Origin of the sequence: Halomonas sabkhae (assembly GCF_030409265.1) — a bacterium.
Lineage (GTDB): Bacteria > Pseudomonadota > Gammaproteobacteria > Pseudomonadales > Halomonadaceae > Halomonas > Halomonas halmophila.
Map to the genome: position 1 here is coordinate 1 of NZ_JAUFPM010000014.1, position 708 is coordinate 708.

Annotated in this window: 1 protein-coding gene; it reads right to left on the reverse strand. The window is 65.1% G+C overall.

Annotated elements, in window-relative coordinates; genetic code table 11:
• Nucleotides 1-694: TRAP transporter large permease subunit (locus tag QWY79_RS15865; protein WP_290272029.1), on the reverse strand; the 694-nt coding region annotated here is incomplete at its 3' end.
• Between the last annotated feature and the right edge of the window lie 14 nt (nt 695-708).

Sequence of the window (708 nt, forward strand, 5' to 3'; positions counted from 1 at the left end):
GCCCCGGCACGACGATGGCCTTGAGCGCCTCCCAGCGATTGGCGAAGCCCTCCTCGCGGTCGGCGTCGCTCATCGGCGGCCCCATGGCCGGGTTGCGCAGGCAGCGCACCAGCACATAGGCGATGTACGACAGCATCAGGATCACCGCCGGCGTGATCGCCGCGGTAAAGAGATCGGCGATCGACACGCTGGCGATCAGGCCATAGATGATCAGCACGATGGACGGCGGCATCATGGTGCCCAGCGCCCCGCCGGCACACACCACGCCGATCGACAGGTGCTTGTCATAGCCCAGACGCAGCATCTGCGGCAGTGCCAGAATGCCCAGCAGGACGATCTCGCCGCCGATGATCCCGGACAAGGCCGCCAGGAAGAAGGCCACGATGATGGTCTGAATGGCCACACCACCGGGCAGGCGACCGGCGAAGACCCGCATGGCGTTGAACAGGTCCTTGGCGATGCCCGATCGGTCGAGCAGTGACGCCATCAAGACGAACATCGGCACCGCCACCAGCGAATATTCGGTGACGAAGCCATAGACCCGGCTGGTGACCAGCGGCAGGGCATTGCCGCCGAACCAGCCGAAGGTGAAGACCAGCGCAATCAGGCCGGTAATGAAGGCCAGCGGCAGGCCGGTGACCAGGAGCGCGAAGATGGCCGCGACCATCAACAGCGTGGCATCTGCGATTTCCATCAGGCCATGCCCTC